The organism is Pseudomonas brassicacearum (assembly GCF_009601685.2).
Taxonomy (GTDB): Bacteria; Pseudomonadota; Gammaproteobacteria; order Pseudomonadales; family Pseudomonadaceae; genus Aquipseudomonas; species Aquipseudomonas kilonensis_B.
Map to the genome: position 1 here is coordinate 2,737,242 of NZ_CP045701.2, position 23,846 is coordinate 2,761,087.

Consider the following 23,846-nt stretch of genomic DNA (forward strand, 5'->3'; position numbering starts at 1 on the left):
CCAGCGTCGTCTCGCGGACGGACACGCGGCTGCCAAGCTTACTGAGGAATCACGTTCTGATTTATGATGTTTTTTCCCGTATTGGTTGAACTCAATTCACGAATTAAGGATGCCCATGTTTTCCTCGGAGCGATTGAAGGGGCTCGATGTATTTGTCTGCGTTGCCGAGTCCGGCAGCTTCAAGGCCGCCGCAGAGCGGATGAGCCTGACCAGTTCTGCGATCAGCAAAAGCGTTGCGCGCCTGGAGAGCCGGCTTGGGGTTCGACTGTTCGATCGCACGACTCGACGTGTTTCGCTGACTGATGCAGGGCGCGCCTTCCTTCGCACCTGCACAGGTGTGCTGGCAGACCTGGAAGAGGCTGAATTATCGCTGCACGCTGAAAACGCCGAGCCACGTGGCAGAGTTCGAATCGATCTTCCCGGGGCCTTCGGCCGATCCCAGGTGCTGCCTATCGTCTTGCGATGCCTGCAGGACTACCCGCAACTGGTGCCACACATTTCGTTCTCCGATGGCTTCATCGACCCTGTGCAGGAAGGGGTGGACATTGTGATCCGTTTGGGCGGCGCGGACATTTGGCCGGCCACCTGGGGGCATCGCTATCTTGGCCGCGAATGGCATATTTTCTGTGCATCACCTGCGTATCTGGCCAGGCATGGCACGCCCCTGATCGACCTCGATCTGGAACATCACCAGTGCATCGCCTACGGTTGGCCGGATGGAAACGTCAGCCCCTGGAATTTTGCCGGGCGCCACCGGGGCGAAACGGTCAGCAAACAGGTTGCGCCAACGTTGGTGGTGGGCGATGGCGAGGGCCTGGTGATGGCGGTATTGGCAGGTTGCGGTATTGCCCAATTACCGTCCTGGTTGGTCCAGCGGCAACTGGATGAGGGGACATTGGTTGAAGTGCTGCCCCAGTGTGCAACTGATGGAATGGCGATCAATCTTGGCTGGCAGAAAAACCGTGGGACGCTGCCCAAGGTCGCGGCTTTATTGGATGCGCTGACGGCCAGTTTGGCTCAGGCGGCAGGAGGGCGGGCGCAACGGCTATAGAAGTTCTTGCCCTTGGTGCCCCGACTAAGTCGACACCGCATCATGGCAGCAGACGCACAGCTTGTTGCCATCGAGGTCTCGAAAGTAGGCGCCGTAATAATCGGGGTGGTAGTGGGGCCTCAAACCGGGTTCTCCCTCACACGTCCCACCCAGTGCCAGTGCTGTTGCGTAGCTGTTCCTGACGGCTTCCCGGCTGGGCGCAAGCAGGGCCACCATCTGTCCGTTGCCGGGTTCGTGCGCTTTGCCATCAAAGGGTTTTCCAATCACGAAGATCGGACGCGGTGAATGCTCGGCAATCCATCCAGCCCAGCCTTTACTGGCATCGCTGAATTTCAATGTAAGGCCCAGTCCGTCCATGAGTTTTGAATAGAACACGAAGGCGCGATCAAAGTCGGCGATACCTAGAAAAACATGCGAGATCATGATGGCTACCGTTTTGCCTGTGGGCGCGAGGAATGTTTGAAACGCCTACGTACGCTGCCACAGCAATCATCACGCTGCCAAGCCCCGGCTGTTAAGACTCGTGCTCAGACGCTCGATGCCTGGCTTGCCGGGCTTCGGTGCCGACGACCAGCCAGATGCCGATTGCGGATACCGCCATCCCCAACACCATCTGCCATGAAAGCGGTTCGTTGAACATCGCCCAGGCCCAGAGCATCGTAATGGGCGGGCTGAGATACAGGACGCTGGCGACCCGGGTTGCGGTCGCGCGGCGCAGGCACAGCCAGTAGAGCCCATAGCCGCCCATCGTCGACAGGCCAGCCGTCCACAAGACGCTCAGTGCAAATCCGGTGCTGGGTACTGGCGCCAGGCTGCCATGGGCGCCTTCGACCAAGGCGAAGGCCAGGCCCGAAACGCAGCATTGCAGCCACAAGTTAGGCAACAGGCCCAGGGATTGCGCGGGGGGTAGATATTTCTGCCACAGGGTCGCGACGGCGAGCGAGAGCATGCCAAGCAGCGGCAGGCCATAGGCCCACCAGGGCGCGCTGCCCCACGCCAGCGCACCTTGGGTCACCAGCATGACGCCGAGCAGGCCGATGAGTAGCCCGGCCCAGACCTGCCAGGCCAGTCGTTGCCGCAGTACGCCCGCCGCCAACAGCGCCAGGCCCATCGGCAGCAGGTCGGCGACAAGCGCGGCCAGGCCCGCCGGCACACCCAGGGCGATGCCTTGGGTGATACCGGCCAGGTAGCCCGCCATCGCCAGAAGGCCGATGCCGGCATTTTTCAACAGCACAACGGGCGAGGTGCGGCGCAGCGCTCTGGCGACGAAGGGCAACAGGACCAGCGTGACCACGACGCAGCGCCAGAACACCACCAGCAATGCTGGTGCGTAATCAATGGAGAAGCGCGCGCCGACGAAGCCGGAGCTCCACGTCAGCAGCAACGCCGCCTCGAGCAATGGCAATGGAATCAGCCAGAGCCAGTCGGGCTTGGGCAGTGAAGTGCAGCTCATCGATTTATTCGGGTTCATGACCACAGGCTACGAAACCCGCGTAATCTAATAAATCAAAATGTAATGCATCAGTCATTCACGAAGATTGAATCATGACAGCCATACTTGATATCGACTTGATACGTACCTTTCATGCGGTGGCGCGGATCGGCAAATTCAGTGCGGCGGCAGAACAGCTGCACAAAAGCCCGGCGGCGGTCAGCGTGCATATTCAGCGCCTGGAAGCGGTCGCTGGCGGGCGCCTGCTCAACCGGGACAATCAATCGGTGTCCCTCACCGCGTTGGGCAAGCGTTTGCTCGTGGCGACGACGGAACTGCTGAGCACCCATGACCGGGTGCTGGCCGACCTGCACGGAACCCGGCTGGCGGGACGCATCACCTTGGGCGTGCCGGATGAATACGCCGAGCATGTCATCCGCGACATCCTCCCGACCTTCGCCGCCGCGTGGCCCAACGTGGTGCTGGAACTCAAGACCGCGCCGAGCTACGCACTCCGTGACCTGGTGCAGCGCGGCAAACTCCAGGCAGCGGTCGTTGCGCAGCCGAAGGGGCAGGTCAGTGCTGGCGGGCAGGTGCTGGTTTCCACCACGCCGGTCTGGGTCGGGCCGGTCCACGCGACGGTGGTTTCGATGGAGCCGCTGCCGCTGGCGGTGCATGCGGCGCAATGCCCTTATCGGCAAGCGATGATGGAGGCCCTCAGGCAAAGCGGCCGCAGGACCCGAGTCGTCCTGGAAAGCCCCTCCAACCAGGCCGTCAAGGCGTGTGTGGAGGCCGGGTTGGCGGTCAGCCTGATAGACCGTGCGCGGGTGACGGATGCGATGCAGATCCTCGAAGGCCTGCCGGTCATCGCGGAGCACGAGGTGGTGTTCATGCGAGCCCAGGCATCACACGCCGATGAGGCGGTGGACCTGCTTTCCCGTGCCATGCAACAGTATTTTCGGCTGTAGAACCGGCCCAGGGACTGCTGCGCCGTCCAGCGGGAGCAAGCTCCCTCGCCACGGGGTTGCGCCCGTACTCAAAAATGAAGTCGAGCGCTGCTTTTGTGGCGAGGGAGTCCCCGCCGCATCTCCGACGCTGCGCTGTCGCGCAGGGAACAGGTCTTGTGGCGAGGGGATTTATCCCCGCTGGGCTGCGCAGCGGCCCCCAACCAGACAACTCGGTGTGCCAGTAAGATCGAGGTCGTTGCTTTTGGGGCTGCTGCGCAGCCCAGCGGGGATAAATCCCCTCGCCACACGGGAATAGCGGTCCAACTGAGTCGCATTGCAGCTTTTTGAAAAGTACTTTAAAAACATGGAGTTGCAATTTGTTCCATGAGAGCTTGCTACCGCTGGGCTGCGTAGCAGCCCCAAGACCGAGTCCGCTAAACGATCAAGCCGACAGCGGCGGTGTCCGCGGCGGGATCAGGCGTTTTGAACCAATCGATTCAAACGCCGAAGCCAGTCGCAACAGCGTCGAATCGTCATAGGCGCGGCCAGCGAACGTGAGCCCGACGGGCATGCCGATGTCCGCCATGACGCCCATCGGCACGGTGACAGTCGGCACGCCCAGATGGCGGATGGCAAGGTTGCCATTGGCGACCCAGACGCCGTTGCTCCAGGCGATATCGGCAGACGCCGGGTTGATGTCCGCATCGGCCGGCCCGACGTCGGCGACGGTGGGGAAGATCACCGCGTCCAGGCCCAGCCGCTCCATCCAGTCTTCCAGATCGATTCGCCGTGTCTCTTCAAGCCCACGCAGGCCGTCGGGCAGGGTCGGGATCTGGTCCCACGGCGTGATGCCGCGTTGGGCCATCTTCACGTATTCATCCATGCCGGCGGCCAGATCGTCCTCTCGGTTGGGCAAGGTGCCCGGGTCGTGGGGGAAGATCTTCGGCCCGTCGACGTCGGCCAGGCGATTCAACGCTGGATCGCCGTTGGCCCGCAGGAAATCATCGAATGCCCAGGCCGACAGGTCCCACAATTCATGGTGCAGGAACTCTTTGGAAACCAGGCCGCGGGTGAATACCGTGGGTGCGCCAGGACGATCGCCCTCGCAGTTGGACACCAGGGGGAAATCCACCTCGACCACTTCGGCGCCACAGGCCTCAAGCGCCTTGCGCGCTTGCTCCCAGAGCTCGATCACCGAGGCGCGGGTGATGATTCGCTGCCCCGTCGGGCCACCGATGCCGGGGGCCTGGGCCGTGCCCGCTTCAGGATCGGCGTTGATGTACATCCGAGGCACGCCGAACCGAACGCCTGCCAGCGCACCGGGGGGGCTGGCAAGGCTTGGATACGAGGCCGGACGAACCGAGTCAACGCTCGGAATCGGCACCCAGGGTTGCAGGCGCCACAGGTCGCCACGGGTGTCCGGGTCCTCGGCGACCACCACGTCCAGCACTTCGAGCAGGTCGGCCATGGTCCTGGCGTAGGGCACGACGACGTCCATCGTCGGCGTCAACGGCCAGTTGCCACGTACCGAGATCACGCCGCGCGACGGCGTATACGCGCACAAGCCATTGTTCGACGCTGGACCGCGCCCGCTCGACCAGGTTTCTTCGGCAAGGCCGAACGCCGCGAAACTGGCGGCAGTTGCCGTGCCCGCACCGTTCGAGGAGCCGGAGGCAAAGGGGGCAGTGAGGTAGTCGCCGTTGTACGGGCTCTCGGCACGGCCATACACCCCGCGCTGCATGCCGCCGTTGGCCATGGGCGGCATGTTGGTCTTGCCCAGGCAAATGGCCCCGGCGGCACGAAGCCGTTCGATGGTGAACGCATCGCGATAAGCAACCAGGTCCTTGAACGCCGGGCTGCCGGAAGCGGCGGTGAGCCCCTTGACCAGGTAACTGTCCTTGGCCGTGTAGGGAATGCCGTCAAGCGGCCCCAGGGTCTGGCCGCTGGCCCGACGAGCATCGCAGGCCTGGGCCTCTTTCAATGCATCGGGGTTGCGCACCACCACCGCGTTGAGGGCGGTGGGCGTATCGGGGCCGTCGTAGGCATCGATCCTGGCGAGGTAGGCCTGGACAAGCGCTACCGCCGTTGTCTGGCCCGACTCCAGCGCAGCGCGCAATTGGGCAATGGAGGCTTCGGTGATTTCGATCATGCTGTTAGCGCCGCGGCAGAGGGATGGCGGGGTGTTCGGGTCCATTGAAGTTGCTCCTGAGACTTCAGGTCATCTCAAAGTGGATATTTATCGGACTTGCGCACTGTACTACGGAATGGCGATCAGGGGCAGTTCAGGTTTGACCGGACTGTCTCTGGAACGATCCAAAATCTGCCACCTTCAGACTTCGTTAAGAAACGGCCTCGATACTTTCTCCCAATAGCCCGAGGGAGAACGTTGACCCATGCCCGATTTCGACTGGAACATCCACTTGCCGCTGGCCTTCGGTGACGCCGGCCCTCCGGTTCGCCACTTGTACCGGGCCCTGCCGGACCACCCACGGCGCGCAGAGTTCGAAGCGTTCATCCAGCAGCGTTTTCGCCAGGTCCATGGCGCCGATATTCGTCACTTCATGCCGGAGCTGTTCGGGCTCGACGATGTCCACGGCACGCTCTGCGCAGCCGCTGGCGTGCGCCGGGCCGTACAGGGGCCGCTGTTCCTCGAACGATATCTGGACAGCCCCATCGAGCCTTTGATCAGCGCCGCCGCCGACCGTCCGGTGGACCGCGTCGGCATCGTCGAGGTTGGCAACCTGGCCGCCAGCGACACGGGCAGCGCCCGGCTGAGCATCATCGCGATCACTTATCTGTTGGCCATGGGCGGCCTGGAGTGGGTCGCGTTCACCGGCAATATCGGCCTGGTCAACAGCTTTCATCGCCTGGGCCTCAAGCCTGTGACGCTGTGCCCGGCCGACCCGCAGCGCCTCGGCGAGGACCGCCATCTCTGGGGTCGCTACTACGAGAGCCAGCCGTGGGTTCATGTCGGCAACATCCGCGCCGGTTTCATTCATTTGCGCAATACCGGCCTGTTCAATCGCCTGGGACTGCCGACGGACCTCGGAGAAACCAGCCATGTCGCCTGAAATGGAACGCTTCAAGCGCACCCTGCGCGGGCACGCTGAACGCAGGGGCCATGCCGTGGCGCTGTGGGGCGACGGCTCGCAGCTCGACTACGCGACACTCTATTCCGAAGTGGTGTACCGCCAGCAGCGCCTGCGCGATGAGCACATCAGCGTGGTCGCCCTGGCCCTGGACAACGGCATCGAAGCGATGCTCTGGGACCTTGCCGCACTGTTCGAAGGGCTGACCTGCGTCATCCTGCCCGGTTTTTTCAGCCAGGCTCAACGTCGGCACTGCCTGGAACAGAGCCAGGCCGAGCGAGTGATTGCCGAGCCTGCGTTCGACGCAGAACTGCAAGCTGCCGGGTACCAGCACAGTGGCGAATTCTGGCGACGGCACTTCGACGGGCCGAGCCGTCTGCCGGCAGGCACCGCCAAACTGACATTCACCTCCGGCACCACCGGCACGCCCAAAGGCGTCTGCTTGAGCGCCGACAGCCTGTTGCGGGTGGCCCGTGAACTGGAGCAGGCCAGCCAACCGGTCGAGGCCAGGCATCACCTGGCGTTACTGCCCTTGGCGATTCTGCTGGAAAACCTTGGCTGCTACGCGGCGTTGTATGCCGGAGCCATGCTGAGCCTGCCCAGCCAGAAGACCCTCGGCATCCAGGGCGCCAGCGGAGTCGACCCGACGCGCCTGCTGGGATGCCTGGCCGAGCGTCGGGCGCACAGCCTGATCCTGGTTCCGCAGCTGCTGTTGATGTTGGTCACGGCAGCCGAACAGAAGATGTTCAACCCGCACATCGTGCGCTTCGCCGCCGTTGGCGGGGCACGGGTGTCCCAGGATTTGTTGCAGCGGGCCCAGCGTGTTGGCCTGCCAGTGTTTGAAGGCTATGGGCTGTCGGAATGCGCCTCGGTGGTCTGCCTCAATCGGCCCCAGGCCCATCGTGCCGGCAGTGTCGGCCAGCCGCTGCCCCATGTGGAGGTCCGCTTGGCCGATGACGGCGAAGTCCTGATCAAGGGCTCGACCCTGCTGGGTTATCTGGGTGAACCCCTGCACACCGGCGAGTGGTGGCCCAGCGGCGACCTGGGTGAATTCGACGAAGACGGTTTTCTTTACCTGCGCGGTCGCAAGAAGCACCAGTTCGTCACCAGTTTCGGTCGCAACGTGAACCCCGAATGGGTTGAAGCCGAACTCACCCAGGGCGGTGACATTGCCCAGGCCTTCGTTTATGGCGAAGCCTTGCCGCACAACCATGCGCTGCTCTGGCCCGCCCGGGCCGACTGCACGGATCAAACGTTGGAGCTGGCCGTGGCCAAGGCCAACGACACGCTGCCCGATTACGCACAGGTCCATCGCTGGACGCGCCTGGACCAACCTTTCAGCGCTGCCAACGGCATGCTCACCGCCAATGGCCGGCCCCGCCGGGAGGCCATCGTCGAGCATTACCGCGCGCAGCTCACTTCATCTGTCTTGTCCGAGGAATCCGCATCATGAGTTTTTTTGACACGTTGCAAGAAGCCACCCAGCAAGAGCGCCAGACCCTGTTCAATCTGCCAATCATCCGTGACGCCCTCGACGGCCAGGTCAGCCTGGCCAGTTACCGGGGTTTCCTGATCCAGGCGTATTACCACGTGCGCCATACGGTGCCATTGATGATGGCTTGCGGAGCGCGCCTGCCAACGCATCTGGAATGGCTGCGCAAGGCGGTGTGCGAATACATCGACGAAGAGTACGGCCATGAACAATGGGTGCTGGATGACATTGCCGTGTGCGGTGGCGATAAGGAGGCGGTGCGCAACGGCCAACCTTCGTTGCCCATTGAGCTGATGGTCAGTTACCTCTACGACTTGATCGCCCGAGGCAACCCGGTAGGCCTGTTCGGCATGGTCAATGTGCTGGAGGGCACCAGTATCGCCCTGGCGACCCATGCCGCCGACAGTATCCGCCAGCGCCTGGAATTGCCGCCTACGGCGTTCAGTTACCTCAGCTCCCATGGATCGCTGGACATCGAGCATATGCAGACTTATCGCGGCCTGATGAACCGGCTGGACGATCCGGCGGACCAGGCTGCGGTGATCCATGCCTCCAAGGTGGTGTACCGGTTGTACACCGACATGTTCCGGGGCCTGCCGCGCGACGGGGAGCATGAACATGCGCCTGTGTGATGCCCGTGTCGTGCTGACTGGCGCCAGCGGCGGAATCGGCCAGGCCATCGCCGCCGCCCTGTGCGCCAGTGGCGCGCGGGTGCTGGCCGTGGCCAGGCATCGCGAAGCCTTGCAGCCGTTGCTGGAGCAGTATCCGCAGCAATTGAGCTGGGTCGAAGCCGACCTGACCTTGCTCGCCGACCGGCGCAAAGTGCTGGTCGCCGCCGAGGCCCAGGGCGGCATCAACCTGCTGATCAATGCCGCTGGCGTGAACCATTTCGCCATGCTCGAACAACTCGACGACAGCGAGATCAACGCCATGCTGGCGTTGAACATCAGCGCGCCGATCTGCCTGACCAAACTGCTCTTGCCGCTGCTCAAGCAGGCTGACAGCGCGATGGTGGTCAACGTCGGTTCGACCTATGGATCGATCGGCTACCCGGGCTACGCCAGCTATTGCGCCAGCAAGTTTGCCTTGCGCGGTTTTTCCGAAGCCTTGCGCCGGGAGTTGGCCGATACCCGTGTCGGGGTGCTCTATGTAGCGCCCCGGGCCACCCGTACCTCGATGAACAGCCCGGCGGCCGACGCGCTCAACCAGGCCCTGAAGGCCAACGTCGACGACCCGCAAACCGTAGCGGCGGCGGTGATCCACGCGATCATCGGCGACCGACGCGAACTGTATCTGGGCTGGCCTGAACGCTTTTTTGTCGGCCTCAACAGCCTGCTGCCCAACTTGGTGGACCGTGGCCTGCGCAAGCAATTGCCGCTGGTGCGCCGCCTCAGTCACAAACCTGAAAACGAGCACCTCAAACCATGAAAAAAATCCTCGCTTACCTATTGATCGGCACCCTGAGCCAAAGCGTCTGGGCGTTGGAGGCGGCCGACCAGCAACGTCTCAGTGACATCCAGCAGCGTTGGGCCCACATTCAATATGAATTGCCCGAAGGCCAGCGTGCCGATGCGTTCGAAAAGCTCGCCGTCCAGGCCTCGGCGTTCAAGCAGGAGCGCCAGTCGGTGGCCGAAGCGTGGATCTGGTCCGGCATCGTCAACAGCAGTTGGGCCGGCGCCAAGGGTGGGATCGGCGCGCTGGGCAAGGTCAAGGATGCCAAGGGTGACCTGGAAAAAGCCCTGACCCTGGACCCCAAGGCCCTGCAAGGCTCGGCCTACACCAGCCTCGGCGCACTCTACGACCGAGTGCCGGGCTGGCCCCTGGGATTCGGCGACTCGGACAAGGCCGAGCAATTGCTCCAGCAGGCTTTGCAACTCAACCCCAACGGCATCGACAGCCTGTACTTTTGGGGCGATCACCTCTACCGTCAAAAGCGCTATGGCGAAGCCAAGGCAGCGCTTCAAAAAGCCTTGCAGGCAGCACCGCGGCCGGGTCGAGAAACGGCCGATGCCGGGCGCCGCAAGGAGATCGACGCTTTACTGGTGAATGTGAACAAGCAACTGAACTGACAGGAGCGTATGTGCGTTTATTACTGATCGAGGATGACGTGGCCTTGGGCGAAGGCATCCATCAGGCCCTGAGTCGCGAAGGCTATACCGTCGACTGGGTGCAGGACGGCAGCAGCGCCTTGCATTCATTGCTCAGTGAAGCCTTCGACCTGGCGGTGCTCGACCTGGGCCTGCCACGCATGGATGGCCTGCAAGTATTGCGGCGCTTGCGTGACAGTGGTTCCAACCTGCCGGTGCTGATCCTCACGGCCCGGGATGCCACCGAGGATCGCATTGCCGGGTTGGACGCCGGAGCCGATGACTATCTGATCAAACCGTTCGACCTGGCAGAACTCAAGGCCCGGCTCAGGGCCTTGTTGCGCCGCAGCGCCGGCCGCGCCCAAGCGTTGATCGAACATGCCGGCATCAGCCTGAATCCCGGCACCCAGCAAGTCAGCTACCAAGGCAAGCCGGTGGCCCTGACGCCCAAGGAATATCAGCTGCTCCATGAACTGCTCTCGCCACCGGGCCGTGTCATGACCCGCGATCATCTGATGCAGTTGCTCTATGGCTGGAGCGAGGAGGCCGAGAGCAACACCCTGGAAGTGCACATCCATCACCTGCGCAAGAAATTCTCCACGGACCTGATCCGTACCATCCGCGGTGTCGGTTACCTGGTGGAGGAGCGCCGATGAGTTCGATCCGGCGCCGCACCCTCACGTTGATTCTCGGCCTGCTGTTCCTTGGCCTGTTGATCATCACCGTCTTCAACCTGCATGACAGCAACCACGAAATCGCCGAGGTCTACGATGCCCAGTTGGCGCAGAATGCCCGGCTGCTGCAGGGCGTGATGCGCATGCCGATGGCGAGCAAGGAGCACGCCGAGTTGTACCAGGCGTTCAATTCGGCATTGGGGCAGGCGGTGCCTAAAGTTGACGGTCATCCCTATGAAAGCAAGATCGCTTTCCAGGTCTGGAACTCCCAAGGTTCGGTGCTGGTTCATACGTCCAGCGCACCGTCGTTCACCTCACCGCCTGGCGCACCGGGCTTCAGTGACATCGTGGACCGGAACAACCGTAAGTGGCGGGCGTTCGTCCTGGACGATGCGCAATACGGCTTGAAGATCTGGGTAGGCGAGCGCGACGACGTGCGTGCCGACCTGGTCGATCGCATTGTTCGCCACACCGTCGTGCCGAACCTGATCGGCAGCGTGGTGCTTGCCGTGGTGATCTGGTTGGCCATCGGCTGGGGGCTCAAGCCTCTGGTCGATATGGCGGCAAAGTTGCGGGCCAGGCATCCCGGCTCACTTGAACCCCTGCAAATGATGCCGCTCCCTACGGAGCTTGAGCCCATGCAGGCGGCGCTCAACCGCGTATTGGCGCAAATCCAGGAGGTGATGGGCCGTGAGCGGCGCTTCATCGCCGACGCCGCCCATGAAATGCGTACGCCCTTGGCCGTGCTGCGGGTGCATGCACAGAACCTGATGGAGGCGGGGAGCGAGCAAAGCCGTCGCGAGTCCCTGGAACACCTGATCGCTGGCGTCGATCGCACCACGCGTCTGGTCAATCAACTGCTCACCATGGCGCGGGTCGAACCGCAGGCAGGTGTTCCGACACCGGCAGTCATAGATTTGCCCGCCACGGTTCGTGCCAGCCTGGTTCAACTGACGCCCTGGTTGTTGAGCAAGGGACTCGAGCCGGTGCTGGATGTCAGCGATGACATCGGCCCGGTTCGAATCGACCCGGTGGCCATCGACATCGCCTTGAACAACCTGGTGACCAACGCGGCCAATTTTTCTCCGGCCAACGGCACGATCACCGTACGACTGGTCAGGAAGGACGATCACTACGAGTTGTCAGTCGAAGACCAGGGGCCAGGTATCGACGAGGCCGAGCGGGAGCGGCTCTTCGAGCGGTTCTACAGTCGCGGCAACGACCAGGGGGCGGGGTTGGGGCTGACGATCGTGCGCACCATCGCGGCTCGTCTGGGGGGGCGCATACGCTTGGAAAATCGTGCCGAGGGCGGGCTGTGCGCGACCTTGGAAATAGGGCGCTTCTAGGCGATTCTTCGGCGCCATGACAGGTTGCCGACCTCATCGGGTGGTTCAAGCGGGCGCGTCGCCCCTGGGTTGTTCGGCGAGAAAGTCGACGATCTCGCCGACCGTGCTGCGAGCGGTACGTGTAACGCCGATCAGGGTGGCGGAAGCCGAACCCGTCCACTCGCCGTAGCCGACCAGCCACAGCCTGGGCTCTTGTGTCGAGCGGGTGCCCTCGACCGCCACGCGACCTTCGTTGTTGAGCACCCCCAGCGCATCAAGGTGCTGCAGGGCAGGCCTGAAGCCGGTGCACCAGATCACCACGTCCACCGCCGATTCGCGGCCGTCGGCCCAGATCACACCGTTGCGGCTAAAGCGCACGAATGGCCTGACCGACTGCAGGGCGTTGCGTTCACGGGCCTCGACCACCGACGGCACCATGACGATGTCACCCAAGCCTCCCACGGGTTGGTCGATGACGCGACCTTCCTGCTGGGCCTTCCAGCGCTCGGTTGCACGCTCGAACAACACCCGTCCATCCACTTCGTCGGGAAGGAACAGCGGCTCGACGGGAGTGACCCAAGTGGTCTCGGCGATTTTCGACACCTCGGCCAGAATCTGCGCCCCTGAATTACCGCCACCCACCACCAGGACTTTCTTGCCGGCGAAAGGGGACGCCTCGACATAGTCCGCCGAATGCACCTGCTGGCCGGCGAACAAGGCCGCATCAGGGTAGTGAGGGATGTAGGGGTTGCTCCACGTGCCCGTTGCACTGACCACGACCCGGGCGTCCCATTGCCTGTCCGGGGAATGTACGCGCAAACCCTTTGCTGTGCGTTCCACACGCGTGACTTGTACCGGCCGTACCACGGGCAATCCATAGCGCTGTTCATACTGCGTGAGGTAGTCGATCACATGGTCTCGTGACGGATTGCCATCCTGTGTGGGGGGCATCATCCAGCCGGGGATCGAACTCCAGGTCGCCGGGGAAAAGAGTCGTAGCGAGTTCCAGCCGTGGCGCCAGGCACCACCGGGTTCTGCCTGGGCGTCGAGAAGGACGAACGACAGAGGCGTGCGTCGCAGGAAATAGGCCACCGCCAAGGCTGCTTGGCCCCCACCGACGATGACAACGTCAAATGTCTCGGGCTGTGAGCAGGGCATGGCGGCGAATCCTTCGGTTGAGGGAGCCAGTTGCAAGGCTCCAAGAGGGGCTTGCAAGGTCAATGGCCGTTCCAGGAGAAAGGCCGCTGTGCGCCTCAGCAACGTTTGCAGGTCTTGATGCCCAGCAACGAATAGAGCGGGCAGAAGCGAAAGATACCCGTGGCCAGTGGCACCAGGCCAATCCAGCCCCACGCGCCGATCAAGCCCGTCAGGCTCAGGATGATGAGGACAAGCCCCACGGCAATACGTGCGCCCCGGTCAATGGTTCCAATGTTAGCTTTCATGGCACTCTCCCGATCAATGAACGCGCCGGGTTTCCAGCGCGGTGAACAGCAACATGCCCGCCAACATGGCCAGCATGAACACAACGGCTTGCCAGTGTCCGGTCAGCAGGATGGCCACGGCGGGGCCAGGGCAGATGCCGGCGATGCCCCAGCCGATGCCGAACACCAGGCTGCCGCCAATCAGGCGTGGGTCCAGTTCTCGCTTGACCGGCAACTGCATGGGGCTGCCCAGCAGCGAATGAGTCTGTTGTCGCGCCCAGGCCAGCGGGACAATGGCGGTGCCAATCGCCCCGATCATCACCAGCGCCAGGGACGGGTCCCAAGTGCCGGCCAGATCCAGAAAACCCAACACCTTTTTCGGGTTGGCCATGCCTGCCAGGAGCAGCCCGAAGCCAAAGAGCAAGCCCGCGATGAATGCCGTCAGTTTGCGCATGTTCAAACCCCCATCACGTGACGCAGGACAAATACCGTGGCGAAACCGCTGAGCATGAAACACGCGGTGGCGACCATCGAACGCGGTGAAAGGCGTGACAGGCCGCACACGCCATGGCCACTGGTGCAGCCTGAACCGTAACGAGTGCCGACACCCACCAACAGGCCGGCGACAGTGAGGCCGAACCAGCCGTTCTGGAACTCGATGGGCGGCAAGGTCGCAAACACGCCCCATACCAGCGGCGCGACGAGCAGGCCCAGGAGAAACAGGGCCTTTTCGCCCAGGCCTTCGCTGCCCCGCTGCAGCAGGCTGCCGATCAGCCCGCTGATGCCGGCGATCCGGCCGTTGGCGACCACGAACAGGCTGGCCGCCAGGCCAATCAACATGCCGCCGGCCAGGGATGACCACGGCGTAAAGTTGAGCCAGTCAAGATTCATCAGCGTTCTCCAATGCACAATCGTTGATATTGCACCAGGCGATTCAACCCAGGGCTTTTACCAGCAGCGCGACCGCTACCAGCGTGGACACAAGGGCGAAGCCTCTTTGCAGGTAGGGTTCCGGCAACCTCGCAGCGACCAGGCGCCCGCCGAGCATGCCGACGATGGCCCCCATGGAAAAGGGTAGCGCTATTGGCCATTGCAGGTGGCCCATCGCCGAACTCGCCAGCACCCCTGACATGGAAACCAAAGCGATGACGGTCAGCGACGTGGCGAGCACAGACTGCGTGGTCAAATTGGTGTACCGCTGGAGCGCCGGAACCATGACGAAACCGCCACCCACACCGAGCAGCCCGGAAAGCACCCCGGCGATCATGCCCGACGCCGTGAGCGCCCATGCGCAAGGTCCGGTCCAGTTCAGCTTGCCGCGATTTTCGTCCAGGACACAGGGCGGCGGTTTGCGCGTGGCGGATGCCTTGGCCCCGACGCGAGCGGGCAGTGATTTTTGCAAGGCCCGGAATGCCACGTATATCAGCAACAAGGCAAACAGGATCGTCAACGGACGGTTGGGCGTGCGCTGCGCCAACCAAAGGCCCAGCGGTGAGCAGATGACCCCCGCACTGGCCGTCAACAGTGCAGCCTTGTAGCGCACGATGCCGTTGCGCAGGCCCATCACGGCGCCCAGGGTGGCGGCCAGGCCCACTGCCAGCAAACCGATGGGCCCCGCTTCGGCCATGCTCAAGCCCACGCCAAAAACCAGGAACGGGACGGCGAGTATGCCGCCGCCGGCCCCGGTCAGCGCCAGGATCACGCCTACCGCAAAACCCAGTACCAGGACTGCAATCATCTCGGTCTCCTGGAGCAGAGGTTTGATTTCATAGGTCCGCCAGTTCAGGTTTCGCCAGCCACTCACGGCCCTTGAGCATGGCTTTCCAATACAGCGGCGGAAGAATTCGCTCTTTAAGTAGCCAGGCGAGTCTCGAAGGCCGAGTACCGTCGATCAGCCAGGACGGGAAGCTGGGGGCAAGCTTGCCGCCGTAGGTAAATTCAGCGAGCACGACCTTGCCTCGTTCCACGGTCAGCGGGCAGGAACCGTAGCCGTCATAATGGGCGCTGCCCTTGGCCTTGCCCATGGCCGCCAGCACATTATGGGCGACCACGGGCGCCTGCTTGCGCGCCGCCGCTGCGGTTTTTGCGTTGCTGGTATTGGTTGCATCGCCCAGTGCGTGAATATTCGCCCAGGTTTTATGCCGCAAGCTGTCGGGATCGACATCGATCCAGCCCGCCCCATCGGCCAGAGGGCTTACGCGGATAAAATCCGGCGCAACCTGAGGGGGTACCACATGCAGCAGGTCGAAGTCGTGCGTCACCAGGTGAGTACTGCCATCGGCCTTGACGCACCTGAAGGTCGCCGTTTGTGCCGGTCCATCGACCGACGTCAGCGTACTGCCGAAATTCAGGTCGATCCCATAGGCACGGACATATTCCATCAGGGCCGGCACGTAGTCGGGGACGCCGAACAGGACGGCCCCGGCGCTGCAGAAGTCGATCTCGATATCGCCGAGTACGCCTTGGCGTTTCCAGTGGTCGGCGCACAGGTACATCGCTTTTTGAGGGGCCCCGGCGCATTTGATCGGCATGGGGGGCTGCGTGAAAATGGCCCGGCCACTGCGCAGTTGCTGCACCTGTTCCCAGGTGTAGGGGGCCAGGTGGTACAGATAGTTCGAGGTGACGCCGTTGCGCCCCAATGTCTGCGGCAAACCTTCAATGGCATGCCAATCCAGTTTCAGGCCCGGGCATACGATCAACTGCTCGTAGCGGACCACGCGGCACCCATCGAGAATGATGGCGTCGTTTTCAGGTTCGAAAGCCGCGACAGCCGCTTTGATCCAGTGCACGCCCCGGGGAATGGTCGCACCCATCGTGTGGGCGGTTTGTTGTGCCTCGAACACGCCACCGCCGACGAGGGTCCAGCCGGGCTGGTAATAATGCACATCCGCTGGATCGATGATGGCGATGTCCAGGCCTGGCTCGCGGGCCAACAGGCTCGAGGCTGTGGCGATGCCCGCCGCGCCGCCGCCGACAATCACCACTGAATGTCGGGCCTCGGCCACGCCAACAGGCGTACGTCCCTCGTTGGCAATTCTGCGAATGACGCCTTTCATGTCGAAACCGGCTTTCCTGGCGGCTTCGACAATCTGCGGCAAGGGCTGCTGGCCGGCCTGGGACAGTGCCCACATCGTCGTCGAGCGCATGCCGGAGCGGCAATACGCCAACACTGGCTTGGGCAAGGACTCGAGCAATTTGCCGAAGGCAACGCCCTGCTCATCGGTCACCTTGCCGGACTCTGCGGCAAGGTAGTGCGCCTCGATACCCATCGCTTGTGCCGCGCGCTGGATGTCGGCAAACAAAGGTTGATCGCTGCCTTCACCATCAGGACGGTTGCAGATGATGGCGCGAAAGCCGCTGGTTTTGATCTCACTCATTTGGTCGGGTTGAATCTGCCCCGAGATCGAGAGGCCGGACGCAAGGTGGTGGATGTCCATGAATGTCTCCGTGATGACGGTTTTTCTTATAGGGGGGCGGGTCTTCAGAGCCGATTGAGTGGGATTTTCAGGTAGCACGTGCCGTTCGATTCCGGCTCCGGGAAATGCCCGGCCCGCATGTTGACCTGGACCGATGGCAGGATGAGCGTCGGCATCTCCAGCGAGGCATCGCGCTGGGTGCGCATTGCCACGAATGCTTGTTCACTGATGCCGTTACGGACATGAACATTGTCGGCGCGTTGCTCGGCGACGGTGCTGGAAAATTGCACCTCGCGGCCACCGGGTTGGTAATCGTGACAGGTGTAGAGCAGGGTGTTGGCCGGCAGGCTCAAGACCTTGTTGATGGATCGGAACAAGGTATGCGCGTCGCCACCGGGGAAGTCACACCGTGCGGTGCCGTAGTCGGGCATGAACAAGGTGTCGCCCACGAACGCCGCTGTTTCCTCGCCGTCGCTGATGACGTACGTCATGCAGGCAGGGGTGTGGCCCGGTGTGTGGAGCGCACGGCATTGCAATGTGCCGAGCGTAAACGTCTCGTCATTGACGAACAGACGATCGAACTGACTGCCATCGCGGGACATCTCCCCACCGACGTTGAACAGCGAGCCAAAGACTTCTTGTACCGTCGCAATCTGGCTGCCGATCCCTATCTTGCCGCCGAGTTTTTCCTTCAGGTACGGCGCGGCGGTAAGGTGGTCGGCATGGACGTGGGTTTCAAGAATCCATTCGACCTTCGCCTCCAGCTCGATCACCCTGGCGATCAGCTTGTCGGCGGAGGTGGTTGTGGTACGGCCGGATTTGGGGTCGTAATCCAGGACGCTGTCGATCAAGGCGCACTGGCGGGTCGCTTCGTCCAGCACCAAGTAGCTGACGGTATGGGTCTCAGGATCGAAAAATCCTTCGACGTGCGGTTTTACGGTCATGAACGGTCTCCTTCGGGGGCTCTCATCGAACCGCTTGAAGAACAGACACAGCAATAATGCTGCCAGGTTGATGCTGGGTCGTTTTATAAGTCTAACCTTATGATTTTATTGGATTAATTTCATAAGCTCCGCCAGGGCGCGGGCCGATGTCCAGACAATTTAACTGCCATTGGCAGTGTTTTTTGGCATAGTGGCAGTGCCACCCTTGCTGGATGAATTCACTGGAGCCGCGATGACACACAGCCTGCCGCCCACCCAAGACCTGCTTCCACGTCCAGACCAGGTGCAGTCCCTGGTCTCGTTTCTGGAGCATGAGCCCCAGCCGATGATCGTCCTCGATCCGGATTACAACATCCTGGCGGCGAACACGGCTTACTTGCGTCAGTTCGGCAGCGCCGACAAACCGTTCATTGGCCATAAGTGTTATCGGATTTCCCACCACTACGATGTGCCTTGTGACCAGGCCGGCGAGAACTGCCCGATGAAAAAGGCCAGGGAGATGCGCAGTCCGGATCGGGTCTTGCACATCCACCACACACCGCGCGGGCCGGAACACGTCGATGTGGAACTGCGCCCGATCCTCAATGAACATGGCGCCATCACCGCTTATGTGGAACGGCTCACCTTGGTGCGTAGCGCCTCGGCCCGGCCCAGTAATGAAGGGCTGGTGGGCAGTTCACCGGCCTTTAATCAGGCGCTGTTGGAACTGCAGCGGGTAGCGCCCTCGATGTTACCGGTGCTGTTGCTGGGAGAGTCCGGCACCGGCAAGGAGCTGTTTGCCCGCGCCGTCCATGAAACCAGTGAGCGGGCAGCCGGGCCTTTTGTCGTGGTGGATTGCTCCGGCTTGACCGAAACCTTGTTCGAGAGCGAGCTGTTCGGCCACGAGAAGGGCGCATTTACCGGCGCCACCACGCGCAAGGTGGGCCTGGTGGAGACGGCCCAGGGCGGTACGCTGTTTCTCGATGAGATAGGCGACGTTCCCCTGGCCATGCAGGTGAAACTGTTGCGACTGATCGAGTCTGGAACCTATCGCCGTGTCGGCAGTGTAGAAACCCAGCACGCCGATTTCAGGCTGGTGGCCGCGACCCATAAGCCCCTGGAAAAGATGGTGGAGAAGGGCGAGTTCAGGCAGGACTTGTACTACCGCATCAGCGTTTTCCCTATCCATTTACCGCCTTTGCGTCATCGCCTTGAAGACATCGGCTTGCTGGTGGATTCATTCCTGCAACGTTCCGGGATCGGCAAGCGTCGGCTGACCATCGATCCCGAGGCGCTGATGCAATTGCAGCGGTTTGCCTGGCCGGGCAATATCCGCGAGCTGCGCAATGTCCTGGAAAGAGCTGCGCTGTTTGCCGACGACGGCGTCATTCACGCCTTGCATCTGCCCGCGCCCCCCTTGGCGTTGTCCGCCCCGGCCTTGACGCCTGCCAGCGATAGCAGGGACCTGGAACAACTGGTGGCCACTTTCAAAGGCACCCGCAGCGAACTGGCCAGGCACCTGGGCGTGAGTGAGCGCACGTTATACAGGCGGTTGAAAGAACAAGGCCTGGCCTGAACGTCATCGAGCCTGCACTGCCAATGACTGCCAGCCCCTGGCAGTTTGGCAGGTTCTATTCTCGCCAAACCAGGCGATGAGCTTCAGCGCCTATCGATAACCTGTTGTTTTATAAGCACAAAAAATAAATTCAGGCGTTGGCATGCGCCGTGCTAATGCATGCCCCATGACTATTTCCGATAAACGATTGCGTCGCCATCTGCTCACAGCAGTGCTGATCAAACTGGTCGTGCTGACAGTGCTGTGGTGGCTGTTCATCAAGGATTCGCGCGTCAGCGTTGACTCGAACACCATCAGTGACAGGTTCGGCGTACCCACCTCGGCTCAAGGGGCAAGCAAGTGATCTCAGAACAACTGGTGGATCTGTCACGGCTGCAATTCGCAGCCACAGCGCTGTACCACTTTCTATTTGTACCGCTCACCGTGGGGATGGTGTGGCTGCTGGTCATCATGGAAAGCGTCTATGTGATGACAGGCAATGTCATCTGGAAAGACATGACTCGCTTTTGGGGCAAATTGTTCGGTATCAACTTCGCCTTGGGCGTGACCACCGGCATCACCCTGGAGTTTCAGTTCGGAACCAACTGGGCGTACTACTCGCACTATGTCGGGGACATCTTCGGAGCCCCGCTGGCCATCGAGGGTCTGATGGCGTTCTTCCTTGAGTCGACCATGATCGGCTTGTTCTTCTTCGGTTGGGATCGCCTGAAGAAAGAACATCATTTGCTGGTCACGTTGTTGATGGCCATCGGTACCAACCTGTCGGCGCTGTGGATTCTGATCGCCAATGGCTGGATGCAGAACCCGGTGGGCTCGGAGTTCAGCTACATCACCATGCGCATGGAGATGGTGGATTTCTGGGCCGTGGTCTTCAACCCGGTGGCGCAGGCCAAGTTCGTCCACACGGTGTCTGCCGGTTATGTCACCGGTTCGATGTTTGTGTTGTCGATTTCCAGTTGGTACTTGCTCAAGGGGCGTGATGTCGAGTTCGCCAAGCGCAGCTTTCGGGTGGCGGCCGCCTTCGGCCTGGCCTCGGTGCTGAGCGTCATCGTACTGGGGGACGAGTCGGGTTATACGGTGGGCGAGGCGCAGCAAACCAAGCTGGCGGCCATGGAGGCCATGTGGGAAACCAAACCCGCACCGGCGGGCCTGACGCTGGTGGCCAGCATTAATGAAGCCGAGTCCAGGAATAACTGGGAATTCGATGTGCCGTGGGTGATGGGCTTGATCGGCACGCGCTCGGTCAGCAAGCAGATTCCGGGCATTCATGACATCAAGGCGAAAAACCGCGCGCGCATTCTGCGGGGCATTACCGCCGTCAATGCGCTTGAAGCGCTGCGCGCCGATCGCACCGATAAGGCCGCGTTCGATACCTTCGAAGCGTACAAGGCCGATCTGGGCTTTGGCCTGCTGCTTAAAAAGTACGTCGAAGATGTCAACCAGGCCACGCCGGCCATCATCGACAAGGCTGTGAACGATACCGTGCCGCGGGTGACCCCGATGTTCTGGGGGTTCCGGATCATGGTCGGCCTGGGCTTTGCCATGCTCGTGCTTTTCGGGCTGGCATTCTGGAGCACCTTGAAATCCAGCGGCGCACATCATCGCGGGCTGCTGCGCTGGGCGCTCTGGATGCTGCCTGCGCCATGGCTTGCCTGCGAATTGGGTTGGTTCGTGGCCGAGTACGGCCGCCAACCCTGGACCATCTACGGTGTGTTGCCGACCCACATGAGCGTTTCCACCCTCGGCGTCGATAACTTGTATGGCTCTCTGGCTGGGTTCGTCGTTTTCTACACGGTGCTGCTGGCGGTGGAAATGTTCCTGATGGTCAAGTTCGCCCGCCAGGGGCCCGGCAGCCTCGGTACAGGTCGTTATGTCCACGACGCCAAGTTGAAGGAGCTTCACCATGCTTGATTACTTCACGCTCAAGATTATCTGGTGGGCGCTGGTCGGCGTCCTGCTCATAGGTTTCGCCATCATGGACGGCCACGACATGGGCGTCGGCACACTGCTGCCGTTTGTCGGTCGCAATGACATGGAACGCCGCGTCGTGATCAACACCGTGGGCCCGCATTGGGATGGCAATCAGGTCTGGTTCATTACGGCCGGCGGCGCCTTGTTCGCCGCATGGCCGGTGGTCTATGCCACGGCGTTCAGCGGGTTCTATTGGGCGATGATCCTGGTGCTCTGGGCGTTGTTCTTCCGCCCGGTGGGTTTCGACTACCGCAGCAAGATCCACAACCCGGTGTGGCGCAGTACCTGGGATTGGGGGCTTTTCGTGGGTGGGGCCGTGCCGCCGCTGGTGTTCGGCATCGCGTTTGGCAACTTGTTGCAGGGCGTACCGTTTCACTTCAACAACCTTCTGGTATCGACATATACGGGGAGTTTCTGGCAATTGCTGAATCCCTTTGCGCTACTGACGGGTGTGGTGAGCAGTGCAATGATTACCCTGCAAGGCGGCGCTTATCTGGCGCATCGCACTGAAGGTCTTATCCAGGCGAGGGCAATCAAAGGTGCTGTGGGCGCGGCGATCGTGCTGGTGTGCTCATTCATCATTGCCGGTATCTGGTTGCAATCCATAGACGGTTATCGCATCACCTCAGTCGTTGATACCGCCGGACTACCCGATATTCTCGACAAGTCCGTAGTGCGCGAAGCGGGCGCCTGGATGGCGAACTATGGTCATTATCCTTTGTTGTGGCTGTTGCCCGTACTGGGATTGGTTGGCGCAGCAGGTGCCGCCATGTTGCTGATGATGCGTCGTACACTTTCGGCGTTTGTTGCCTCATCGCTTGCGGTCATCGCCGTCATCAGCACGGCGGGTGTGTCGATGTTTCCGTTCATCATGCCGTCATCAACAGTGCCTGCGGCAAGCCTCACTGTGTGGGACAGCGTCTCCAGTCATTTAAGCCTGGCCATCATGTTCTGGGCTACGTTGATCTTCATGCCACTGATCGTGATTTACACCTCGTGGGCCTATCGCGTTATGCGGGGCAAGGTCACAGTCGCACAGATCAAAGCCAACGAACATTCAGCCTACTAGTACCGGCAAAGGAGTAATAAACATGTGGTATTTCGCCTGGATGCTGGGGGTCGGTTTTGCATTGCTACTGGCCATATTGAATGCGATGTGGGGCGAGAACGAAGCCGGTCGGGCCCTGAGCGACCGTGAGGAGCCGCGGCCATGATGCCGCGTGTCGCCGACGCCCCGGCACCCTCACGCCTTCACGCGCTGAGCTTGCTTATCGCGGTAGCGATCATGCTTGCGTGTACGCTCTATCCGCCCCTGATGGCCACCCCGGACGGTAAAGCTGATCATGGGCTGGCAATGGCCTTGTTCACTGCGATGAGCGTGGCCTTTGTCAGGGGCGTGGGCTTCGTGCCGCGCGCGCGCGTGTGGCGCTGGCTGTTCTCGGGCTGGACCTGCTTTGCCGCGCTGGCACTGGCTTGCTGGGTAAAGTTTATCAATTGAGGGCTGATGACATGACTGAACTCTTGAGTTCTCAATATAAAGGCAGTACCAGCACCTATCTCCAGTTAGGTGCTGAGGTAGGCGTCCGTAAACTTGTCGATCGCTTTTATGAGTTGATGGATACGCTACCTGATGCGCGAGTGGTGCGTCGAATGCATCCTCCGAGTCTCGCCGGCAGTGCTGACAGTCTATTTAAGTTTCTAAGCGGCTGGTTTGGCGGCCCGCCATTATTCCAACTGGAGCGCGGCCACCCGCGTCTGCGCATGCGACATGCCCCTTATGCAGTCAGTATTGTCGAACGCGACGAATGGATGTTGTGCATGCGTCAGGCAATTGATGAGCAGGTGAGTGACATCGCGCTAAATAGCAAGCTGCAACGTATGTTTTCCGAAATGGCGGATCATATGATTAATGCTGATGGGCGCAGTGCTGTGATTTTTAAGGTGTTGTAGGAAATTATTTCTCCCAACTGGATTCTTTCAAAACATCATGATTAAAACTGCCCATGATCTTGTAGTTGACGCTAAAGCGCGTATCGAAGAAGTTGCAATTGAAGACATTGATCAGGCTATCCAGAATGCGGATGTACTGATTGATGTGCGTGAAGCTGACGAGTATGCCGCAGGCCATCTCCCAGGCGCTATGCACGTGTCGCGCGGCATGCTGGAATTTAAACTTTCCAACGACACCGCACTCAGTTTGCGCGAACTTAAAATCGTGCTGTACTGCAAAACGGGTGGTCGTGCTGCACTCGCTGCCGGATCGCTACGTGATATGGGCTACCTGTATGTAAAGTCAATCTCCGGAGGGTTCGACGCTTGGGCTAGTGCAGGGAAGCTGATAGTGGGGCCGCATTTACCCATCTTCGAGTAACACCTTGTGTCACATGGAAGATCCAGTAATGTGCTATGCGGGAGAATGTAGGAACGCACGTTTGGTGCCAG

General features: G+C 61.3%; 27 protein-coding genes. 17 read left to right on the plus strand and 10 right to left on the minus strand.

Translation table 11 applies throughout. From position 1 onward, the window contains the following. Positions 1–115 precede the first annotated feature (115 nt). Positions 116–1,051, plus strand: coding sequence for a LysR family transcriptional regulator (locus GFU70_RS11905; protein ID WP_058545389.1), 936 nt, complete (start codon positions 116–118; stop codon positions 1,049–1,051). A 24-nt stretch (positions 1,052–1,075) separates the two neighbouring features. Here the strand turns inward: GFU70_RS11905 and GFU70_RS11910 are convergent, their stop codons facing one another. After that, entirely contained in the window at positions 1,076–1,474 is a 399-nt protein-coding gene (locus GFU70_RS11910; RefSeq protein WP_058545388.1) for a VOC family protein, read from the minus strand. A 91-nt stretch (positions 1,475–1,565) separates the two neighbouring features. Further along, on the minus strand, positions 1,566–2,522 hold the full coding sequence (locus GFU70_RS11915) for a DMT family transporter (RefSeq protein WP_153388094.1): 957 nt from the start codon (positions 2,520–2,522) through the stop codon (positions 1,566–1,568). Positions 2,523–2,596: 74 nt separating this feature from the next. Between GFU70_RS11915 and GFU70_RS11920 the strand changes: the two genes are divergently transcribed. Next, positions 2,597–3,451 carry a LysR family transcriptional regulator gene (locus tag GFU70_RS11920; protein WP_153388095.1) on the plus strand — a complete coding sequence of 285 codons (855 nt, stop codon included), beginning with the start codon at positions 2,597–2,599 and terminating at the stop codon, positions 3,449–3,451. 421 nt (positions 3,452–3,872) lie between these two features. Here GFU70_RS11920 and GFU70_RS11925 read toward each other — a convergent pair whose 3' ends face one another. Beyond that, on the minus strand, positions 3,873–5,579 hold the full coding sequence (locus GFU70_RS11925) for an amidase (protein ID WP_116643773.1): 1,707 nt from the start codon (positions 5,577–5,579) through the stop codon (positions 3,873–3,875). A gap of 244 nt (positions 5,580–5,823) precedes the next feature. Between GFU70_RS11925 and GFU70_RS11930 the strand changes: the two genes are divergently transcribed. The 7 genes from GFU70_RS11930 to GFU70_RS11960 are packed head-to-tail and all read left to right on the plus strand — an operon-like array spanning position 5,824 to position 12,118. Then, positions 5,824–6,501, plus strand: coding sequence for a thermostable hemolysin (locus tag GFU70_RS11930; RefSeq protein WP_153388096.1), 678 nt, complete (start codon positions 5,824–5,826; stop codon positions 6,499–6,501). Further along, complete coding sequence (locus GFU70_RS11935) at positions 6,491–7,972, plus strand: AMP-binding protein (RefSeq protein WP_116642416.1); 1,482 nt, start codon at positions 6,491–6,493, stop codon at positions 7,970–7,972. The genes GFU70_RS11930 and GFU70_RS11935 overlap by 11 nt, the downstream gene beginning before the upstream one ends. After that, positions 7,969–8,643, plus strand: coding sequence for a TenA family transcriptional regulator (locus GFU70_RS11940; RefSeq protein WP_058543491.1), 675 nt, complete (start codon positions 7,969–7,971; stop codon positions 8,641–8,643). The genes GFU70_RS11935 and GFU70_RS11940 overlap by 4 nt, the downstream gene beginning before the upstream one ends. After that, on the plus strand, positions 8,630–9,439 hold the full coding sequence (locus GFU70_RS11945; RefSeq protein WP_058543490.1) for an SDR family oxidoreductase: 810 nt from the start codon (positions 8,630–8,632) through the stop codon (positions 9,437–9,439). Before GFU70_RS11940 ends, GFU70_RS11945 begins: the two co-directional genes overlap by 14 nt. Continuing rightward, the gene (locus GFU70_RS11950) at positions 9,436–10,080 is read left to right on the plus strand and encodes a tetratricopeptide repeat protein (RefSeq protein WP_058543489.1); all 645 of its coding nucleotides are present in this window, start codon (positions 9,436–9,438) and stop codon (positions 10,078–10,080) included. The genes GFU70_RS11945 and GFU70_RS11950 overlap by 4 nt, the downstream gene beginning before the upstream one ends. A gap of 11 nt (positions 10,081–10,091) precedes the next feature. Continuing rightward, the gene (locus tag GFU70_RS11955; RefSeq protein ID WP_058543488.1) at positions 10,092–10,754 is read left to right on the plus strand and encodes a response regulator; all 663 of its coding nucleotides are present in this window, start codon (positions 10,092–10,094) and stop codon (positions 10,752–10,754) included. Continuing rightward, positions 10,751–12,118, plus strand: a complete 1,368-nt coding sequence (locus GFU70_RS11960) for an ATP-binding protein (RefSeq protein WP_058543487.1) — start codon at positions 10,751–10,753, stop codon at positions 12,116–12,118. The genes GFU70_RS11955 and GFU70_RS11960 overlap by 4 nt, the downstream gene beginning before the upstream one ends. A 45-nt stretch (positions 12,119–12,163) precedes the next feature. Here GFU70_RS11960 and GFU70_RS11965 read toward each other — a convergent pair whose 3' ends face one another. From GFU70_RS11965 to GFU70_RS11995, 7 genes are all read right to left on the minus strand, one after another. Beyond that, the gene (locus GFU70_RS11965) at positions 12,164–13,255 is read right to left on the minus strand and encodes an ArsO family NAD(P)H-dependent flavin-containing monooxygenase (protein WP_058543486.1); all 1,092 of its coding nucleotides are present in this window, start codon (positions 13,253–13,255) and stop codon (positions 12,164–12,166) included. A gap of 95 nt (positions 13,256–13,350) precedes the next feature. Continuing rightward, on the minus strand, positions 13,351–13,539 hold the full coding sequence (locus tag GFU70_RS11970; protein ID WP_058543485.1) for a DUF2892 domain-containing protein: 189 nt from the start codon (positions 13,537–13,539) through the stop codon (positions 13,351–13,353). Positions 13,540–13,552: 13 nt separating this feature from the next. Then, entirely contained in the window at positions 13,553–13,972 is a 420-nt protein-coding gene (locus tag GFU70_RS11975; RefSeq protein ID WP_058543484.1) for a DUF6691 family protein, read from the minus strand. Between the two features lie 2 nt (positions 13,973–13,974). Then, on the minus strand, positions 13,975–14,409 hold the full coding sequence (locus tag GFU70_RS11980; RefSeq protein ID WP_058543483.1) for a YeeE/YedE family protein: 435 nt from the start codon (positions 14,407–14,409) through the stop codon (positions 13,975–13,977). A 43-nt stretch (positions 14,410–14,452) separates the two neighbouring features. Then, a complete protein-coding gene (locus tag GFU70_RS11985; protein ID WP_058543482.1) occupies positions 14,453–15,256 on the minus strand; it encodes a sulfite exporter TauE/SafE family protein in 804 nt (267 codons plus the stop codon). Positions 15,257–15,284: 28 nt separating this feature from the next. Beyond that, on the minus strand, positions 15,285–16,955 hold the full coding sequence (locus GFU70_RS11990; protein WP_058543481.1) for a bifunctional protein tyrosine phosphatase family protein/NAD(P)/FAD-dependent oxidoreductase: 1,671 nt from the start codon (positions 16,953–16,955) through the stop codon (positions 15,285–15,287). Positions 16,956–16,999: 44 nt separating this feature from the next. Further along, positions 17,000–17,878 carry an MBL fold metallo-hydrolase gene (locus tag GFU70_RS11995; protein WP_058543480.1) on the minus strand — a complete coding sequence of 293 codons (879 nt, stop codon included), beginning with the start codon at positions 17,876–17,878 and terminating at the stop codon, positions 17,000–17,002. Between the two features lie 232 nt (positions 17,879–18,110). Here GFU70_RS11995 and GFU70_RS12000 point away from each other — a divergent pair, with 232 nt between their 5' ends. The 8 genes from GFU70_RS12000 (at position 18,111) to GFU70_RS12035 (ending at position 23,775) form a co-directional block, all read left to right on the plus strand. Then, positions 18,111–19,433, plus strand: a complete 1,323-nt coding sequence (locus GFU70_RS12000; protein WP_116642413.1) for a sigma-54 interaction domain-containing protein — start codon at positions 18,111–18,113, stop codon at positions 19,431–19,433. Between the two features lie 166 nt (positions 19,434–19,599). Next, entirely contained in the window at positions 19,600–19,776 is a 177-nt protein-coding gene (cydP, locus tag GFU70_RS12005; RefSeq protein WP_014338536.1) for a cytochrome oxidase putative small subunit CydP, read from the plus strand. After that, complete coding sequence (locus tag GFU70_RS12010; RefSeq protein WP_116642412.1) at positions 19,773–21,344, plus strand: cytochrome ubiquinol oxidase subunit I; 1,572 nt, start codon at positions 19,773–19,775, stop codon at positions 21,342–21,344. The genes cydP and GFU70_RS12010 overlap by 4 nt, the downstream gene beginning before the upstream one ends. After that, on the plus strand, positions 21,337–22,473 hold the full coding sequence (gene cydB / locus GFU70_RS12015) for a cytochrome d ubiquinol oxidase subunit II (protein ID WP_116642411.1): 1,137 nt from the start codon (positions 21,337–21,339) through the stop codon (positions 22,471–22,473). The genes GFU70_RS12010 and cydB overlap by 8 nt, the downstream gene beginning before the upstream one ends. Positions 22,474–22,495: 22 nt before the next feature. Then, on the plus strand, positions 22,496–22,618 hold the full coding sequence (gene cydX, locus GFU70_RS12020) for a cytochrome bd-I oxidase subunit CydX (RefSeq protein ID WP_017847575.1): 123 nt from the start codon (positions 22,496–22,498) through the stop codon (positions 22,616–22,618). Continuing rightward, a complete protein-coding gene (locus GFU70_RS12025) occupies positions 22,615–22,902 on the plus strand; it encodes a cyd operon YbgE family protein (protein ID WP_058543476.1) in 288 nt (95 codons plus the stop codon). Before cydX ends, GFU70_RS12025 begins: the two co-directional genes overlap by 4 nt. An 11-nt stretch (positions 22,903–22,913) precedes the next feature. Beyond that, complete coding sequence (locus GFU70_RS12030; protein ID WP_153388097.1) at positions 22,914–23,354, plus strand: group II truncated hemoglobin; 441 nt, start codon at positions 22,914–22,916, stop codon at positions 23,352–23,354. 40 nt (positions 23,355–23,394) lie between these two features. Next, positions 23,395–23,775 carry a rhodanese-like domain-containing protein gene (locus tag GFU70_RS12035; RefSeq protein ID WP_058543494.1) on the plus strand — a complete coding sequence of 127 codons (381 nt, stop codon included), beginning with the start codon at positions 23,395–23,397 and terminating at the stop codon, positions 23,773–23,775. Positions 23,776–23,846: the final 71 nt, after the last annotated feature.

What these genes read in the sequence shown, in the direction of transcription:
- GFU70_RS12000 (WP_116642413.1), top strand. Translation starts at nt 18,111, where the DNA reads ATGACACACAGCCTGCCGCCCACCCAAGACCTGCTTCCACGTCCAGAC.
- GFU70_RS11935 (WP_116642416.1), top strand. Translation starts at nt 6,491, where the DNA reads ATGTCGCCTGAAATGGAACGCTTCAAGCGCACCCTGCGCGGGCACGCT.
- GFU70_RS11925 (WP_116643773.1), bottom strand. Translation starts at nt 5,579, where the DNA reads ATGATCGAAATCACCGAAGCCTCCATTGCCCAATTGCGCGCTGCGCTG.
- GFU70_RS11950 (WP_058543489.1), top strand. Translation starts at nt 9,436, where the DNA reads ATGAAAAAAATCCTCGCTTACCTATTGATCGGCACCCTGAGCCAAAGC.
- GFU70_RS11985 (WP_058543482.1), bottom strand. Translation starts at nt 15,256, where the DNA reads ATGATTGCAGTCCTGGTACTGGGTTTTGCGGTAGGCGTGATCCTGGCG.
- GFU70_RS11915 (WP_153388094.1), bottom strand. Translation starts at nt 2,522, where the DNA reads ATGAACCCGAATAAATCGATGAGCTGCACTTCACTGCCCAAGCCCGAC.
- GFU70_RS12025 (WP_058543476.1), top strand. Translation starts at nt 22,615, where the DNA reads ATGATGCCGCGTGTCGCCGACGCCCCGGCACCCTCACGCCTTCACGCG.
- GFU70_RS11940 (WP_058543491.1), top strand. Translation starts at nt 7,969, where the DNA reads ATGAGTTTTTTTGACACGTTGCAAGAAGCCACCCAGCAAGAGCGCCAG.
- GFU70_RS11920 (WP_153388095.1), top strand. Translation starts at nt 2,597, where the DNA reads ATGACAGCCATACTTGATATCGACTTGATACGTACCTTTCATGCGGTG.
- GFU70_RS11970 (WP_058543485.1), bottom strand. Translation starts at nt 13,539, where the DNA reads ATGAAAGCTAACATTGGAACCATTGACCGGGGCGCACGTATTGCCGTG.
- cydX (WP_017847575.1), top strand. Translation starts at nt 22,496, where the DNA reads ATGTGGTATTTCGCCTGGATGCTGGGGGTCGGTTTTGCATTGCTACTG.
- GFU70_RS11905 (WP_058545389.1), top strand. Translation starts at nt 116, where the DNA reads ATGTTTTCCTCGGAGCGATTGAAGGGGCTCGATGTATTTGTCTGCGTT.
- GFU70_RS11980 (WP_058543483.1), bottom strand. Translation starts at nt 14,409, where the DNA reads ATGAATCTTGACTGGCTCAACTTTACGCCGTGGTCATCCCTGGCCGGC.
- GFU70_RS11990 (WP_058543481.1), bottom strand. Translation starts at nt 16,955, where the DNA reads ATGGACATCCACCACCTTGCGTCCGGCCTCTCGATCTCGGGGCAGATT.
- GFU70_RS11995 (WP_058543480.1), bottom strand. Translation starts at nt 17,878, where the DNA reads ATGACCGTAAAACCGCACGTCGAAGGATTTTTCGATCCTGAGACCCAT.
- GFU70_RS11945 (WP_058543490.1), top strand. Translation starts at nt 8,630, where the DNA reads ATGCGCCTGTGTGATGCCCGTGTCGTGCTGACTGGCGCCAGCGGCGGA.
- GFU70_RS11975 (WP_058543484.1), bottom strand. Translation starts at nt 13,972, where the DNA reads ATGCGCAAACTGACGGCATTCATCGCGGGCTTGCTCTTTGGCTTCGGG.
- cydP (WP_014338536.1), top strand. Translation starts at nt 19,600, where the DNA reads ATGACTATTTCCGATAAACGATTGCGTCGCCATCTGCTCACAGCAGTG.
- GFU70_RS12030 (WP_153388097.1), top strand. Translation starts at nt 22,914, where the DNA reads ATGACTGAACTCTTGAGTTCTCAATATAAAGGCAGTACCAGCACCTAT.
- GFU70_RS11930 (WP_153388096.1), top strand. Translation starts at nt 5,824, where the DNA reads ATGCCCGATTTCGACTGGAACATCCACTTGCCGCTGGCCTTCGGTGAC.
- GFU70_RS11960 (WP_058543487.1), top strand. Translation starts at nt 10,751, where the DNA reads ATGAGTTCGATCCGGCGCCGCACCCTCACGTTGATTCTCGGCCTGCTG.
- GFU70_RS11965 (WP_058543486.1), bottom strand. Translation starts at nt 13,255, where the DNA reads ATGCCCTGCTCACAGCCCGAGACATTTGACGTTGTCATCGTCGGTGGG.
- GFU70_RS11910 (WP_058545388.1), bottom strand. Translation starts at nt 1,474, where the DNA reads ATGATCTCGCATGTTTTTCTAGGTATCGCCGACTTTGATCGCGCCTTC.
- cydB (WP_116642411.1), top strand. Translation starts at nt 21,337, where the DNA reads ATGCTTGATTACTTCACGCTCAAGATTATCTGGTGGGCGCTGGTCGGC.